The 15,855-nt window shown below is 35.5% G+C and carries 10 protein-coding genes; 2 read left to right on the top strand and 8 right to left on the bottom strand.

The features are described 5' to 3' along the window. Positions 1 to 8 precede the first annotated feature (8 nt). Complete coding sequence (locus JF259_RS04150) at positions 9 to 3,155, bottom strand: SusC/RagA family TonB-linked outer membrane protein (RefSeq protein ID WP_199113675.1); 3,147 nt, start codon at positions 3,153 to 3,155, stop codon at positions 9 to 11. A 148-nt stretch (positions 3,156 to 3,303) separates the two neighbouring features. Then, on the bottom strand, positions 3,304 to 4,749 hold the full coding sequence (locus JF259_RS04145) for a DUF6242 domain-containing protein (RefSeq protein ID WP_199113673.1): 1,446 nt from the start codon (positions 4,747 to 4,749) through the stop codon (positions 3,304 to 3,306). Between the two features lie 485 nt (positions 4,750 to 5,234). Here JF259_RS04145 and JF259_RS04140 point away from each other — a divergent pair, with 485 nt between their 5' ends. Further along, on the top strand, positions 5,235 to 7,316 hold the full coding sequence (locus JF259_RS04140; protein WP_199113671.1) for a tetratricopeptide repeat-containing sensor histidine kinase: 2,082 nt from the start codon (positions 5,235 to 5,237) through the stop codon (positions 7,314 to 7,316). 4 nt (positions 7,317 to 7,320) lie between these two features. Next, positions 7,321 to 7,992 carry a response regulator transcription factor gene (locus tag JF259_RS04135; RefSeq protein ID WP_199113669.1) on the top strand — a complete coding sequence of 224 codons (672 nt, stop codon included), beginning with the start codon at positions 7,321 to 7,323 and terminating at the stop codon, positions 7,990 to 7,992. A gap of 117 nt (positions 7,993 to 8,109) precedes the next feature. Here the strand turns inward: JF259_RS04135 and JF259_RS04130 are convergent, their stop codons facing one another. From JF259_RS04130 to JF259_RS04105, 6 genes are all read right to left on the bottom strand, one after another. Continuing rightward, positions 8,110 to 9,336 (bottom strand): TlpA family protein disulfide reductase, encoded by a 1,227-nt coding sequence (locus JF259_RS04130; RefSeq protein WP_199113667.1) that lies wholly within the window; start codon positions 9,334 to 9,336, stop codon positions 8,110 to 8,112. Positions 9,337 to 9,403: 67 nt separating this feature from the next. Further along, positions 9,404 to 10,558 (bottom strand): TlpA family protein disulfide reductase, encoded by a 1,155-nt coding sequence (locus tag JF259_RS04125; RefSeq protein WP_199113665.1) that lies wholly within the window; start codon positions 10,556 to 10,558, stop codon positions 9,404 to 9,406. Positions 10,559 to 10,742: 184 nt separating this feature from the next. Then, entirely contained in the window at positions 10,743 to 12,011 is a 1,269-nt protein-coding gene (locus JF259_RS04120; RefSeq protein ID WP_199113663.1) for an alginate export family protein, read from the bottom strand. A 586-nt stretch (positions 12,012 to 12,597) separates the two neighbouring features. Further along, positions 12,598 to 13,356 (bottom strand): Crp/Fnr family transcriptional regulator, encoded by a 759-nt coding sequence (locus tag JF259_RS04115; RefSeq protein WP_233164096.1) that lies wholly within the window; start codon positions 13,354 to 13,356, stop codon positions 12,598 to 12,600. A gap of 165 nt (positions 13,357 to 13,521) precedes the next feature. After that, positions 13,522 to 14,739 carry a sulfate reduction electron transfer complex DsrMKJOP subunit DsrP gene (dsrP, locus tag JF259_RS04110; RefSeq protein WP_199113660.1) on the bottom strand — a complete coding sequence of 406 codons (1,218 nt, stop codon included), beginning with the start codon at positions 14,737 to 14,739 and terminating at the stop codon, positions 13,522 to 13,524. Positions 14,740 to 14,749: 10 nt separating this feature from the next. Next, the gene (locus JF259_RS04105) at positions 14,750 to 15,829 is read right to left on the bottom strand and encodes a 4Fe-4S dicluster domain-containing protein (RefSeq protein ID WP_199113658.1); all 1,080 of its coding nucleotides are present in this window, start codon (positions 15,827 to 15,829) and stop codon (positions 14,750 to 14,752) included. Between the last annotated feature and the right edge of the window lie 26 nt (positions 15,830 to 15,855).

The following is a 15,855-nucleotide window of genomic DNA, read 5'->3' as shown; positions in this document are numbered from 1 at the left end:
CCTTAACTTTAAAATCCAATATTTACACCTATACTATACGACTTCGACTGGGGCAATGTTAACTCATCATAGCCGCTTAATAATGCCGATGACCCAAAGGCACTTACCTCTGGATCCAATCCAGAATATTTTGTGAATGTTAATAGATTATTCCCTTGGATAAAGATAGATGCACTCTTAAGAAAGTTATTTTCCAAAAATGATTTTGGCACATTGTAAGTTAGACTAATATTCTTCAAACGTATATAGGAGCCGTCTTCCAAAAAGCGATCGGAATCACGTCCTGATATATAATCGACCCTACTACCAAATCCAGTGTCTTCAATAGAAGCATTGTTTATACTTGGTATGTCTGTTCTATGTCCGGCAATCTTCCAGTAATCCAGTATATCGGGACTCAAATTGTTAGCTTCCTGTGTTGAATAGGTATACTGTAGGGCTTTAGTACCATTATACAACTGACTTCCATAAGAAAACGAAAAGAAAGCTTCTAGTTTCCAATTTTTATATCTAAATGTATTCGTAAGCCCTCCAAAAAAATCTGGTAAGGCATCTCCCATAGGTTTCCGTGCTACATGAGGATTGTTTCTAATTGGAGAAAACCTGGAAGCTGGATGTACTTCACTTTGTGTACCATCTGGATAATTCCAAAGCGGATTACCTGTTAATGGGTTAACACCTGCCCAATCGTATAAAAAGAACTGACCTGCTGGTTGACCTTCGGCAAAATACTTATAGCCCAAAGCTGCACCTCCGGTATCGCTCCCCTCAAAATTAAGTTTTAATATCTTATTGGTATTTCTGGAGATATTAAAATTGGTAACCCAACTAAAGTTAGTATTTGCTATGTTCTCCGTACTTAAATTAACCTCAAAACCACGGTTCTCCATATCACCAATGTTTTGTTGCTGTATGGCATATCCTTGGTACCACGGTACGGCCGAGGCATATAACAGATTGGATATCTTTTTATAATAATAATCAACCGTAAGGCTCACCTTTTCCCCAAACAAATCTAAATCCAATCCTAAATCAATCGTTTTGGTACGTTCCCATTTAAGGTTGGGGTTATTAGGCTGTACAACTTGTAATATTTCGGAATCTAAGTAATACAACAAACGTCTATCGCCTGCACGTAATAGTTCATATTGTCCTTGATCTCCATAATAACCACTAGTCCCGTCAATACCTGAAAAACCAATACTCCCCCTAAACTTCAATTGATCCAACCAATTCACATTCTCCAGGAATGCTTCTTCAGATGCTCTCCAACCTAATGAAAAAGAAGGGAAACCTACATAGCGATTGTTTTTACTAAAACGCGACGAACCATCTACACGGTAAGTAACTCCTGCTAAGTACTTGTGATCATATTGATAGTTTAAGCGTCCGAACACAGAAAACAAAGCCCATTCTCTTATAATTGGTTCTGGATTTCCTCCAACTCTTCCCGCTTGGTATATGTCCAATATATGGTCACTGGCAAAATCCCCCCCAAAAATAGAAGCAGATTCTTCTCGTGATGTTTCAAAACTCTGCCCTATTACACTGTTAATCGAATGAATGTTATTAAAAACTTTTACTATGGAAGCGGTGTTATTAACTACGAACTTTTTGTTGTTCCTTTTTGTTTGTGTTGCACTTCCTCCTTCAAGATCAACAGGTCTGCTTATTAAACGACTATAGGACTTAGAATTTAGTACATCGATACCCATTTCAGATTTTAGTGTTAACCACCTAAAAGGTTTATATTCCAAATACACATTGCCAATAACACGATCGTCTTTCACATAATTCCTGTCCTTATATGCTTGTGCCAACGGATTATCCCTTAACCCATTAAGATTTGGCGAAAATCCAAATTTATAAGAACCGTCGTCGTTCTTTGCAGCTAAATTTGGCCCTTTTAATACGGCATTTCTATAAATACTTTGCGCATTCAATGCAGCGTTATCGGTATAGCTAATTGTTCCATTTAAGCCCAATTTCAACGTATTGGTCAACTTATAATCGGCATTACCACGAAAACTATATTTTTTATAATCCTGATTTACAATGTAGGCTTCCTGATTTAGATAAGATGCACTAACAAAGTACTTCAACTTATCGTCACCAGCGGAAACAGATATATTTACGTTACTGGTAATACCAGTTTGTAACACACTATCCAACCAGTTCGTTTCAGCCTCTAGCGGATAATTATTCCCTTCGGTATAAAGGTTGTAAAAATTGGAATATTGGCTTGCCGATAGTAACGATGGGGTGTCTATTGGATCATTAAATGTTGTCGTATAATTGAGACTAATGCGCGGCTTCTTGGACGTCCCGTTCTTTGTTGTTATCAATATAACTCCGGCTGCACCTCTTGAACCATAAATAGCCGTAGCATATGCATCTTTTAAAACCTCAATAGATTCTATATCGTTCATGTTTAACATAGCCAAAGGGTTTCTTTCAAATTCCGATTTGTTCTCTAAGGTACTGGCCACAAAAGTTCCTCCAAAACCTGATGCTAATATTGAAGACCTCTCAAAACCTACTGTATTATTAGATCTATTGGTACCATATACGGGCACACCATCTATCACTATTAAGGGATTATTGCTGTTTGCGTTTAATGACGTTATCCCCCTAATGGTAATGGCAGTTGCACTACCTGGAGCTCCCGAACTGGAAATCACCTGAACTCCTGCTATTTTTCCTGCCAGTGCATTATCAAAACTAGGAATCGTCTTATCTAGGTCTTTGGCTTTTATTGTTCCTATAGCTCCAGTTAAGTCGCGTTTTTCCTGAACACCGTAACCCACCACGGTAATTAATTCCAAAGCTTCAATACTTGATTTTAAATATACCTTAAGGGCTTTTTTTTCAGTTATCTCAAGTTCTTTGGTCTCAAAACCTAAAGATGAAAAGATCAAAATGTCTCCCACATTCAAGGCTATTGTAAACTTACCGTCAAAATCTGTAGCCACGCCTTTGGTAGTTCCTTTTACCAGTACTGTAACTCCCAATACAGGTTGATTATCCTCTTCTGCAATGACCGTCCCTTGAACTTCAATAGCCTTTATTGTTTGAGCTTTGGTGATATTCTGTCCATAAAACAGGGATGTACCAAATACCACCACAATTACTAATAAAATTGTCTTTTTAATCATTCCTTTAAATCGTTTATATAATCGATCCTCTCAATTTACTGTCAAGTAAAAGGTTATTTATTAAAGATAAAGCATTCGTATTAAACCTATATATTAACAAGAATGCTTTATCACTTTAATTCAAGTTCCTAAATTCAATAAATTGTTTTTAGTCTAACTTATTTAACTTACCAGACCAAACATCTGTTAAGACAGAATACGTTATAGTGTCTACATAACCTTCGTCCGTGTAGGTTACAGCATCAACAGCTTCACCTCCAACTATCCACAGGTTACCTTCTTCATCTACAGTAACATCTGCATTACAACGAGCCTTAAAGTTAGCTGGCAACGCTTTTTCGGCTGCTACTGCAGTCCATGTAACACCACCATCTTCGGAAACCAATATCTCATTTGTACAAGTTCCATCGACCAATTGTCCTCCGAACATCCATACTTTATTATCGTACACCGCAGTACTTGCCTTAATTCTTGCAGTAAAAGCACCGTCCGATACTTGTGCCCATGTAACACCATCGGTAGACGACCATACGTCACTTAGTGGATAACCGTCCAATCCTAAGCCTCCTGCAACATACATCTTACCATCGTAAACGTAACCTGATGCCAAGGTTCTTTTTGGCATTTCTGAGGTATAATCTGAACTTGCCGTAAAGGTAACGCCGTCTGTAGACACAAGGGTGGTTGAACTAACACTAGCAGCTGGAAAGAATGGCGCTCCAATTGGTTTTGACCCCGTAAAGGCACCAAATCCACCTTGCAAGTTTCCTCCATGTGCATAAATGCTTCCGTCTAAAACATAAACAGGTGATAAAATTCTTGCAACATCTAATGCCGCTTCGGCTTTTGTCCAGTTAATACCATCTTCTGTAGTAAACAAATTGTTTTCTAACGTTGGTTGATCGGCTCCCCAAGTGTCAACTCCACTAACATATCCAACAACATAAGCCTTATTGCCCTCTACGATGATATTGTGATCATATCCTACTGGAAAATCTCCTGTTGGTGTTTCTTCTGTCCAGGTAATACCATCTTCAGAACTATATAATGAAGCTTCTGGTGAGCTGGCAAACCACTGGAACTTTTTCCCTACAACAACCCAATGCTTACCGTTTAAGTAAAAGTACTCCTGAGTTTCATAAGCATTATCGAATGCATTTGGACTCTTTTGGTTCCATTGTACTGCCTCTGGATTTAATTGTGCCACATTTACTTCAACCTTATAGGTTCTTGTTGTTACACCATCCTCGGCTGTTGCTACATAGGTAATGGCATTACTAAAATCGTTAGCAGTAACACCACTGGTTTGCGCTACTCCATTGACAGTTATTGTAGATCCAGAAATAACACTAAACTCAGCTATTAAGCTGCTAACGTCAAACTGATAAGGCAAACTATCCACATTTTTTATCACAAATGATCCGTTATCTACTGTAAAAGGATAATCTTTAATTATATCGTTAGTAAACTCAAACGACAAAATACCTGTTAAATCACTTAAAGGATCATCTTTTTGACAACTTGTAGTTACAAGAAGCCCACCTGCCAATACTATTATAGAGAATAGGCTCTTTAATTTTTGGTTTGTTTTCATAATTTTAAACAAAATTTAGATAGTTAATTAATTCTTTCGGCTACAATCAACATAACCTGCTGTTAATAAAATATTTACATTTACTTAATGACAAACCTATAACTAATGGCTAATAAATATATAGGGACAAATCCTCATTTTTTATCTTTATATAGTTTATAGATTAGCTATTTTAATAGTTTCTCTACAAAACTTAAGCACATATTGGCAACCAATTCAATAACACTTGATTCTTTCGTTTATATTACGTGAGCTTGCAAATGGAAAAAATCATATATTTTTGTTATAGCAAACTACCTCATAAAAAGTCACAAGGCTTTTATAGGGTAAACCATGTTGATTTAGAAACAAGTATCGACGTATTTAAACCTCGATTATCGAGTAAATGATCTATGAAGTTCCGCAATCATACCTTATGCATTTCTATTGCCCTTTTATTGTGGTACATTCCTTCTTATTGCCAAAAACAACAGATATCAGCTCCTATGTTAAATACCATAGATAGCTTATCTATTAATTACTATAAAAGCATTAACAAAAACCCAAAAACAGGCCTGTCCTATGCAGAAAAAGCTTTTAGTTATTTTAATGCTGATCTAAATCCTGAATTAAAATTTAAAATTGGATCCAACTACATTACAGCTCTTTACATAAATGAAGCTTACAACAAGTCCTTGAATATTTTAGACGCTATCGAATCTATCGAAATGACCGAGAACCACAGAGCACTTTACCATACGTTACGAGGACTGGTAGAAACCGATTTAAATCACCCAGTTAAGGCTGAGGACCATTACAAAAGGGCACTGGATCTCTATACCAAACTAAACGACAAAGACAATATATTTACAGTTCTCAATAATTTAGGATTGCTTTACAACAATATAGGCGACTACAAACGGTCTTTACAATCCTATTTACAGTGTTATGACATTATTACCGACTTAAAAGTTAAGATAGACCGCTATAAATACTTTATGAACATTGGAACCGTTAGTCTTAACTTAACCGATTACCAAAATGCCTTAAACTCGTTTGAAGCTGCATTGCAAGATGCCAATAAAAATACCGATACTCTAAGAATATTTAAAGCCAAGGTAAACCTTGCAAAAACCTTCGTTGATTTAAAAGAACTGGATTCGGCCACACATTACTACCACGATGCACTTAAAGGTTATGAACACCTCGACTTAAATAAGGACCGTAGTATCATCCTATTACGTTTAGGTGATATCTTTTATCTGAAAAACGAAAAAAATGCAGCTCTAAAATATTATATGAAAGCTTACAATTTGGCTTTGGATCACAACTATTTACAAGTAGCTTCGGAAGCTTCCTTCCATATCGGGCAATACTTTCAGGAAACCTCAGACTTTAACAAGGCTGCTTTTTATTATCATAAAATCATAAAAGAAAAGGATAGTATCACAAATCATGAGTTATTAAAGGATACTTTTTACAGCTTATACCAAATAGAAAAAAGCAAACAAAACGCTCTTTTATCTTTAGTATATCTTGAAGATTATTTAAAATACGACAATGAGATTAAGAATGATCAATTGATAAGCCAAAAAGAGCAAATTGAAATTCAATACAGCCTCAAACAAAAGGAACAGGATTTAAAGAACTTAGAAATAAACCTGGCACTAAACAAATTAAATTTAAAGAACAAGCAACAGCAATTTCAGGGTTTGATCCTGTTTTCCGCCCTTATTATACTGGTACTAATCTTAATATCCCGCCTTTATTTTTTAAACAAAAAATCGCAGCGTTTGTTGTCTATTCAAAATGAAAAAATAAATGCACAATACAAAAAGTTAACCCTTACCAATCAAGAAATTAAAGCACAGCGAAAAGAACTTAGCGGCCTCAATAAAATTAAAGATCAGTTACTTTCCATTATTGCTCACGATGTTAAAAGTCCGATTACCAACTTACACAATCTATTAACTATCCTACGTAATCACATAAACTCACTAAGTAAGGCTGAGTTACAAAATAACCTAACCGCAATTGAAACTAGCACGAGTAATCTGCTTCATTTTTTAAATAATATATTAAACTGGATTATTAGTCAATCGTCTGGAGTGCAGGTTAAAATAAGTAAGGTGTCGTTAACCGAATTAGTCGAAGCCAATCTAAAGCTAATGGAAAGTTCCATTATTGCGAAAAACCTAACGGTCATTTTTCCTTCTAAACATGAACCCTATACAATTAAATCTGATTTAAACATTATAGATTTCGCCCTGCGAAACATACTGTCTAATGCAGTAAAGTTTACCAACACCAGTGGTTCAATCCACATAGACATAAAAGAGCTACCAGACACTCTAATACAAGTTAGAATAGCCGATACTGGCATAGGATTTAAAGAAGAAATACATGATCTATTAAAAAGCAATATTGAACGTGTACCCAGCTTTTCGGGCACAGATAAAGAAGAAGGTTATGGAATTGGGTTATCTTTGTGTAAAAAAATGCTAACAAATATTGATTCTCAAATTATTTATGAAAAAAATGAACCTGAGGGATCTATATTTATTTTGCAATTAAAACCAATGCATTAACCATATGGATAAGTTAAAAGTACTCATAGCAGACGACCATTATATTGTTAGGTTGGGTTTAAAAATCCTTGTGGATTCATTTGAAGACTTTAAAGTTGTTATGGAGGCCGAAAATGGGCAAGATGTAATTGATAATATTGAAATTGCAGACTATTTTATTTTAGACTTAGAAATGCCCGTTGTTAATGGTATAAAGGCTTTAGAATTCATAAAGACACACTATCCTGAAAAGCGCGTTGTATTACTTACCAACTCTATGAATATCCCCACATTAATTCAAGCCAAAAATTTAAAACCTAATGGTTTTTTATTTAAGGATGGCATGCATGAAGAAATTAAAATTTGCCTAAACGAATTAAAGAAAGGAAATTATTACTGGGGGCGCAATTGCAGGGCGTTTTTTGAAAGGCACGAAAGCGATATTGTAGATACCGAGCATTTAATGGATAATTTAAAAGAACTGACAAAAACTGAAATAAAAATACTCTTTAAAATATCGGAAAACCTTTCTACCCAAGAAATTGCAGAAGCCTTGTTTAACAGCCCTAAAACCATCGATAACCATCGCACGAATATTGCAAAAAAACTGGATATTAGCGGTTATAACAATTTACAGGCCATAGCCATAAAAAACAGATCCTTAATAGAATCACTATACCAGTCCGTTTTTAAGTAACCCCACCTACAAAGGCTTCATACCGCTTTGTCAAGTTGCGTGCAGTCGAAATGTTTCAACTGCACGCCTTGTCATATCCAATCTACTTGTTAGGCGATCTCCACTTATCATTACATGCTAATCCAGTAATTCCTTCAATTTTTGCGTTAGTTTTTCACCTCTCAAATTTATAGCAACAATTTTACCCGTAGAAGTATCTACCAAAAAATTAGCTGGAACCCCGGTAATTCCGTACAATTCTTTGGGTCCTGTTTTTGTTCCCATCCCACTATCTATCCAAGGAAGATTTTCTTCTTTTGATGCTTTTTGCCATGCCGCTCTCGAATCGTCGATAGTAAATGAGAAAATTTCGAATCCTTTGGGGTTATACTCTGAATAAGCTTCTTTCATATGTGGTATTTCTGAACGACAAGGCCCACACCAAGATGCCCAAAACTCTAGCAATACAAATTTATTTTCTTCTTTTGAACAAACGTCCTTAAGAGAAATGGCTTTCCCCTCTAAGGTTTCTGCATAAAATGAGTTCATATCGCTTCCTACCCCTACTTTATTTTTTGCCGCCCTAGCTTTTCCTGCATCAATAGCTTTAAAAATAATATCTTTAATTTGGGCATCCTCTACACAAATATTTATTAAGGCTTTACGAGTTTCTTCTATCCAAGGCCCTCCATAAGAAGCACTGTCGAACAGCATTAATAAAACATCTTTATCTTTTACGGTTTTGGCAACATGAAGATAATGAGCCAATTGATAATCAATCATTTCGCCCGAGATCCTAACTGCTTCGTCATTCACCTTTGCTTTTTCGGCTTCGGTCTTGCTATTATAATCGGTATAAATTTTTCCATAACTATCTTGTAATTCTATATATTCGGGGGCAGATTTATAAGCAAAAATAATTTCATTAAACCTATTATCGCCGCCAGTCATTGTAAAAACACCTGGCCTATCACCTAATGTCATTTTAAAATCGCCAGAAGAAAGAATAAAATTCATTCCTTTTGTAGCGCCCATCAAGATCCCCTGTTTGTTTTTGGCATTGATATAGATATAAACGTTTTGTGGCTTACTTATTTTGCCCGATATTTTAAACGTTCCTTTTGTAACTGGTCCTTCAGCATATACAATTTCATTAGGAGTTGAACCTCCCATCATCATTATTCCACCTCCACCACTCGATGCCTTTTTTGGGTAGCCAACAATTTTAATTGTTCCTTCTGTATAGTAACTCGTTAAATCGCCAGTTATCGTGAATGCTTCTGCTTCAACATTACCTTTATTATTATCTGCAAAAGCAGTAACAAAAGAAAAAAGTAATAGCAATACTGTTTTAAATAATTTCATTTTTATGTATTAATATGTTTAGTTATTTTATAACAAATTCTTTAGAGCAAATCTTAATTCCAATAGGTTATTTAAAGACTTCCTTTAGTTTTTCCTGTAAGGCTTCGCCACGTAAATTTAAGGCCATTACTTTCCCTTCCTTATCTAGTAAAACCATATAAGGAATTCCTGAAAACACATAGTCTTTCATAATTTTCTTGGAGTCTTGGGCCAATAATAAAGCGCCCTTTAGTTTATCTTCCTTAACGGCTTTTCTCCAATCTTCTTCTTTTTTATCTATAGAAACACTTACCACTTCAAAGCCCTTATCTTTATATAATTGATATTGCTTTTGCACATTTGGAGACTCTTTTCTACAGGGGCCGCACCATGACGCCCAAAAATCGATTAACACATACTTTCCTTTAAAATCACTAAGCGATACATCCTTTCCATTAATATCGGGAAAAGTAAAATCGGGAGCAACTTTTCCTATTTCGGTCTTTGCTACGCTTTCAATTTTATCCAATAAATCCGACTTAGCATTTTGAATATATGCGACGTTTGGAAATTTTTTGGCTAATTCATCATATTGCTCGACCATGTAGTCTTTATGTTTTTTCCATGATAAACTTTGCAATACCTTTACAGCAGTAGGTTGATCTTTATACATGGCAATGATGTTTTTAATATCCCTTTCGTACACATCATACATAATATCCCAAGCTTTTGCCGCATCATCTTTCCATTCTTTACAGTCGGATAAAGAAGCTCTATATTGCGCCTGTCCTGTCGCTATCATGTATTGGTAATTTTGGTAAGAAGCCCAGTGCAATGCGTTTAAAACATTGTTCTTTTCGCCTCCGGAAATATGTACGTGAGGTGGATTTTTTATCTTGATTTTTGCCGTATCGACACCTCTGAAATTGATTTCTAAATTTTCGTCATCTGCATAAAATTCAACACGTTGCTGTTTATACACATCTAAAGTGTAAAAATCGGGGGTATCAGTTTCTAATTCAAACGCATAATTGTTTGCTGAATCCAAAACAACTTCTTTAACAACATCATATTCATTATCATCGTTGCGCTTTGTTAGTGAAATCCCGAACTTATCATTAGCATCGGCAAACTTTATATGTCCTTTAACTTGGATTTTACGTACTTGAGGTTGTTCTGGTTGTTCTTTACATGAATAAAACCCCATTACTATAACCCCTAATACTACAATATACTTCTTCATTGTTTATTATTTAGTTTTATTTATAGGGTAAAGGTATTTATCCCCTTACAGGTTTTTATAAGGAAGATTCCTTATTTTTATTGAGGAGATAACAAATAATGGCAAAAAAAAGAATCTCGTTTAAGAGATTCTTTTTTAATAATTAACTGTATGTCTTATTAATTCATAGTCTATCTTATGAGCATTAATTAGTACCTCCATTTAAAAACTTTGGTTTTACTACCAACATAGCCCATGCCCAACTTTGACTATTAGCGGCAGCATTTTCAGTAATACCCTTCAACTCATACATGCCATCGGCAGCAAACATTTGCGAATAGCCTATCTTTAAGGCATAACCTTTAAATGCCTGTGAAAGAACCAAATCCAACTCAGTCCCCAAAGATTTTTCACCACTGGCCAATTCCCGGTCGCTACTAAAGTTTAGTGCTTTTACAAAAAGACTTGACTTGTCTCCTAGTTTAAAATTAGCACTTACATGCACATCTAACAACCCTACATTATTGGCATGATTCCCTACATAAAAGTAATCCATAAATCCGTTAAACTTATGGTTTGTACCATATAGAGGAAAGAAGGCTTCACTTTTTGAGGTCGATACATCATTACCGCTTATAATTTCGAGTCCTGCACCAAGCCCTACTTTAGAAGAGGCTTTGTACGTAAGATCCAATCCTAGAAGATAAGCGCTTTTTACAACATCCCCTGTTTGCAAAAATGCATTAGCAGCAATCCCGAAGCTACCTGCCTTATAATCTAAATGCGTTCCTACCGTTTGTAGACCATTAACACCGTTTGGTGTTACATCATCGGCTTCAAATTTTTGGAATCCGTTATTCAGAAATAACAAGCTTCCCGAGAAATGTTCCCAAGCTTGTTTCAAGTATACATATTGCATACTCTTATAAGAAAAGAATCCTGTGGTATTATAAGCTGTTCCGACAGACTGAAACCCAGTTGGGTTTGAATAATCCTGATTAAAAGCCAATCCAATATCCATTAAAAAACTTCCTTTTTTATATTTTAGTAAGGCGGCATCATGATTTCTTCCTTGTTGTGCCCAATCCAATCCACCAAAAATACGTTGATCGTCGTAAGAAATAACTTGACGCCCTAGTTTGGCAGAAAAACCATCACCCAAATTAATATCTGCCCAAGCTTGAAAAACGGCAAAAGAATTGTTTTGATCGTATGGCAAAATTTGTCTATTTTCTCCCCAAACCATAATATCCTGAAAGCTTACATAAAATTTATAAGCATCTACTTCATACCCTGCATTTAATCGTATACGGGTTGAGATACCAAAACCAGCATCGGCATCATCAGCAATTAAACTACCATAGCCATTACGGTATTCTGTACGCGGTCTAAATTCACCATCTAAAGTAAACTGAGCCTGTACCAATTGCAAGCATCCTAATAACAGTCCTAAAATTATGTATTGTCTTTTCATTTTTTTCATTTTTACTTTTAATCGGTTTGTTTATAAATCTATTTTAAAGTTTATTATTAATTCATGATTAGCAAATATATAGGTAGTCTTTTTTCTAACTTATGACATATCTCATGTTTCAAGTTGTTTATCATCATTAAATACACTTCTAACGTTCTAAAAATCTATAAGACGCTTTCTGTGTTACAATAAACGGTATGTTCTAAAAGCAAACTTTAAAAACTAAGTATTTACACTTGTTTTACTTAGCAAATATATAAGTAACCATATTGCTTTTATATGATATCCCCCATACTGCAACATCCTTTATCACATATTGAAACCTGTCAAAAAAACATAAAACAAACAAAAACAACTCTTTTACAGTGCTTTAAAACATGTAAGACTAACGTGAATAATGGATAGAGAATTTATGTCAGTTTGAGTGGCAAATCTGTGATTTGGTGTATCGAAAACAAATAAATCCCTTACTAAGAGTACTTCTCGATACTAAATTCTTCCAGAATTTCACACGAAGAGGCATTAGGGCTCTTAAACATTATTCACGTTAAACTAATATAAATGGAATAAGCAAATGAAATTAAGACTAGCTATCAAAATAGAAATTATGTTCGCTAATTTCGTTTTTAAGGAGTTCTAAATCAACAATGCCAATTTTTTTTCCTCTGGTAACAATAAGATTTTCCTTTTTTAAAGCCGAGAACACTCTAATAACCTGTTCTTCGGTCGTTCCAGCATATTCGGCATATTCGCGCCTACTTAAAAACACATCAAGAAACCCTTTATTGTCACCAAACTTTCTATTAATATACAGCAACGTATCAATAACACGTTCACGAACGGTCATTTGAGAAATGGTCTTGACCTTAGATTCACTCCTGTTTAGCTCATTAGCATAAAAGAGCATAAAGTCATATGCAAATTTAGGATTACTCAGCAAGGCTTGCTGCAAATTGTTTTTAGAAAAATAACATAGTGTAGTGTCTTCTAAAGCAATAGCTCCAATAGGGTAATGCTCTTCTGTTCCAAAACCGCGATGTCCAATAATCTCTCCGTCTTTGGCAAAGCGTACAATTTGTTCCCTACCATTAATTCCCGTCCTGAACACTTTAACTTTACCCTTTAAAATGAAGAAGAGTCCATTAACAGGGGCTCCTTCAATAGTAAACTGCTGTCCCTTTTTACATCTCAGATTGTTCTTTTCGATAGCCAGTTTACTGTTTTCTAATGCACTTAAATTTCTTTTGATTAAACAATTGTGGTTTTCACATGCTTTACAAGAAATATCATAAGACGTACGCTTACGAGTTGAAGTAGAAACGGTATTTACAACAGCAGTATACAATAGTAATTATAACTTATAACAAACAACCTAACCAAAACAAATATAAGTATTATTACTTAATAAAATTAACGAACTACTTATTTTTAAGAGTTCTATAAAAGTTATATGCTATTCTTGTTCAATTCGAATATTTAAGGACTTTTAATACAAGAAATGGAATTTTATCTAATTTTTATATCGGAGTTTTCCAATTTCAATACCTATAGCTGTTTTAGCCAAAATAGTAAAGACAAATGCCCCCAAAGCCCATATTCCCAAGGTCACACCTATTTCTATAAGTGTTGGCGTATACTCGGCTATCTTACCATATGGACCAGGTATAAATCCAGGCACAATTAACCCAAACCCTTTTTCTATCCAAATAGCTACAAACAATATAAAACACGCAAAGAACAACACTTTAAAATTATTCCTTAATTTATGGAATGTCAACAAAACCGTAGCTAATACATTTAATGGAATGGCGGTCCATATCCATGGTAGCAATGCATCTTTTCCATGTAATCCAAAAAACAGATAGTAAGCACTTTCACTATGATGTGTTGGCGCATAGAATTCCTTGAACAGTTCAGAAACTAACATGATTAAGTTAATTTGAGCTGCCACCGTAACCACCATTGCTATTTTCTTTATGGTTTTATCTTCAATTTTAAAAGCTGTGAAAGTTCTTATAATTGCTAAAACCAAAATAATAAGCGCAGGTCCTGCAGCAAAAGCAGAGGCTAAAAAGCGTGGTCCCAATAAGGCATTGTTCCAGAAAGGACGTGCCTGAAGCCCTTGATACAAAAAAGCTGTCACTAAGTGAATCCCTACTGCCCAAAAAACAGACAAAAAAGCACCCGGAACATACACATTAGACTTAGCTTCTTTACCTTGGTAATGTTTAAATAAAATATAAAAAGGAATAGTTATATTAATAAACAGATATCCATTAAGCACCAATACATCCCAGGTTAGCATAGAATTAGGGAAATTAAAAACACCTATTCCCGGTATCATATGCCATAGTACCGATGGCCCTCCCATATCGGCTACAACAAAAGCCAAGCACATTATAAGCGCCGCGACTGCAAGCCCCTCTCCAATTAATACGGCCTGTTTAAAATCGACATCTTTGAGTACATAGGTAGGCATTACGAGCATAACCGCTGCAGCTGCAACGCCAACTAAAAAGGTGAAATTAGAAATATATAAGCCCCAACTTACCCGATCGGTCATCCCCGTAGCACTCAAGCCTTGCTCCAACTGAATGGAATAACAATACATCCCTACTAGCATTATAAAAGTTAACAATGCCATCCATAAATGGTACTTTCTTGAACCATGGGTAATGGTATCTAGGCTATCTTTAACTAAACTTCTAAAAACTTTTAATCGTCTCATGTAACAATAATTAATCCATAAAATACCAGAACTTCGGTTCGGTACCCAAATCTTCCTTTAAACGAAATACCTTTTTATTTTCAAGTACCCATCGAATGGTACTGTTTGGGTCAAGTAAGTTTCCGAATATACGAGCCCCTGTAGGACAAGCTTCAACACAGGCAGGGTTTTTACCAGCCCTTGAGCGCTGTACACAAAACGTACATTTTTCCATCACCCCCTTTTTTCGCATACGGTTTCCTAAATAATGCTGATTTTTATTAACCTCAGCTTCGGGCACCTCTGGTTTGCTCCAATTAAAACGCCTTCCATCGTAAGGACACGCTGCCATACAATAGCGACATCCTACACACCAATCGTAATCTACTACAACCAACCCATCGTCCTCTCTCCAGGTTGCTTGTACTGGACACACTTCTACACAAGGTGGATTATCACAATGAAAACACTGTGTCCCCATATAAAAATGCCCTTCGGCCGGTACTTCATGGTAATAATTGTCGTCGGCTTCATTAAAATTAAATCCTTTTCCATCTTTCATTTCATGAATACGTATGTACTGCATTTGAGAGTTTCTATCTTGGTTATTCTCTTCAACACAAGCTGTAACACAGTCCATGTAGCCTTGACATTTAGAAATGTTAAATGCATAACCGAATAGCACATCCGGTTCGGCATTTTTTGAAGACATGTTTAAGGTTTTTCCTGTTCTTAATTGATACGATCTTACCAACCTGTCCACTGTTGCTTTTTTTTCTTCATCGGTCATCAATTTATAGTTCCCTTTAAACTGTTCTTCCCAGTCTATTTGCGCCTGTTCCTTAGTCTCATCACCACTAATCATACTACAAGATGTACTAATCGCCCCTGCTCCTATTGCCAAACTGGCTGTAAGCTGTTTAAAGGCCGTACGACGGCTCATTTTTACATCGAACACTTGATCGAAACCATCCTTCTTTGTTTCTTCTCCTATGGTCAGGTCATGAGAACCACAACCGCCAGAGGTTTTCCCGCAACCGCAACCATTTTCTGAGTGCTTATCCTTTTTACCCAGATTTAAAGAAAACCATTTTTTGCTTTTACTGCTCATACCTAATTTTTATTATTACAATTAAC

The sequence above is a fragment of the Snuella sedimenti genome (assembly GCF_016428595.1).
In the GTDB taxonomy this organism is placed as follows: Bacteria; Bacteroidota; Bacteroidia; order Flavobacteriales; family Flavobacteriaceae; genus Snuella; species Snuella sedimenti.
This window is presented reverse-complemented; position numbering and strand designations above follow the sequence as displayed.

Excerpts from the sequence above, each read along its gene's own strand:
- JF259_RS04150 (WP_199113675.1), bottom strand. The coding sequence starts at position 3,155 with ATGATTAAAAAGACAATTTTATTAGTAATTGTGGTGGTATTTGGTACA.
- JF259_RS04135 (WP_199113669.1), top strand. The coding sequence starts at position 7,321 with ATGGATAAGTTAAAAGTACTCATAGCAGACGACCATTATATTGTTAGG.
- JF259_RS04105 (WP_199113658.1), bottom strand. The coding sequence starts at position 15,829 with ATGAGCAGTAAAAGCAAAAAATGGTTTTCTTTAAATCTGGGTAAAAAG.
- JF259_RS04120 (WP_199113663.1), bottom strand. The coding sequence starts at position 12,011 with ATGAAAAGACAATACATAATTTTAGGACTGTTATTAGGATGCTTGCAA.
- dsrP (WP_199113660.1), bottom strand. The coding sequence starts at position 14,739 with ATGAGACGATTAAAAGTTTTTAGAAGTTTAGTTAAAGATAGCCTAGAT.
- JF259_RS04145 (WP_199113673.1), bottom strand. The coding sequence starts at position 4,749 with ATGAAAACAAACCAAAAATTAAAGAGCCTATTCTCTATAATAGTATTG.
- JF259_RS04140 (WP_199113671.1), top strand. The coding sequence starts at position 5,235 with ATGTTAAATACCATAGATAGCTTATCTATTAATTACTATAAAAGCATT.
- JF259_RS04125 (WP_199113665.1), bottom strand. The coding sequence starts at position 10,558 with ATGAAGAAGTATATTGTAGTATTAGGGGTTATAGTAATGGGGTTTTAT.
- JF259_RS04130 (WP_199113667.1), bottom strand. The coding sequence starts at position 9,336 with ATGAAATTATTTAAAACAGTATTGCTATTACTTTTTTCTTTTGTTACT.